Below are 546 nucleotides of genomic sequence, written 5' to 3'. Positions count from 1 at the left end.
GGCGAGCTGGTTGCGCGTCGGGTCGGCGGCCGCGTTGTCGGCCAGGTGGCGGGCCAGCGCGCGGGCCGAGGTGAAGACGTCGATCTGCCCGTCGGAGCCCAGGAAGACCGGGCGCTCCTCCTGGTCGTCGACCGGCAGGTAGCAGCGCAGCGTGTAGTACTCGGCCTGGCTGGTGATGATCTTGATCGGGTCGATGCCGACCTCGCCCCAGAAGCCGATCGGCTCGTCGGAGTCCTCGTCGGAGGTCTCCTCGTCGATCTCCTCGGGCTCGGCCTCTGCCGCCGCCTCTTCGTAGGCGACCAGCTCCTCCTGAGCCGTTGCCAGCGCCTTCGCGTCCGTCTCGGGCGTGCTGATCAGGGTGTCGATCGCGTCGAGCACCTCGTCCCAGCGCTCGTCGACGACCTTGGCGACCTCGTTCCAGCGCGCCTCGCCCTCGCGGCCGGTGAACGGGAAGGTGCCCTGCTGGAGCACGCTGAAGCCGGCGGCGCCGTCGAGCACCTCGTGCACGACCTCCAGGTCGCACACGTCCGCGAGCGAGCGCAGGAT

General features: G+C 70.5%; 1 pseudogene. It reads right to left on the bottom strand.

Annotated features, from left to right (window positions below):
- A pseudogene (locus CCN37_RS40215) lies at positions 1-546 on the bottom strand (primosomal protein); the annotation flags it as partial.

This window comes from Allokutzneria sp. NRRL B-24872 (assembly GCF_002155965.1).
Taxonomy (GTDB): Bacteria; Actinomycetota; Actinomycetes; order Mycobacteriales; family Pseudonocardiaceae; genus Allokutzneria.
Note: the sequence above shows the minus strand (reverse complement) of the source record. Positions and strands in the feature narration are given on the sequence as shown.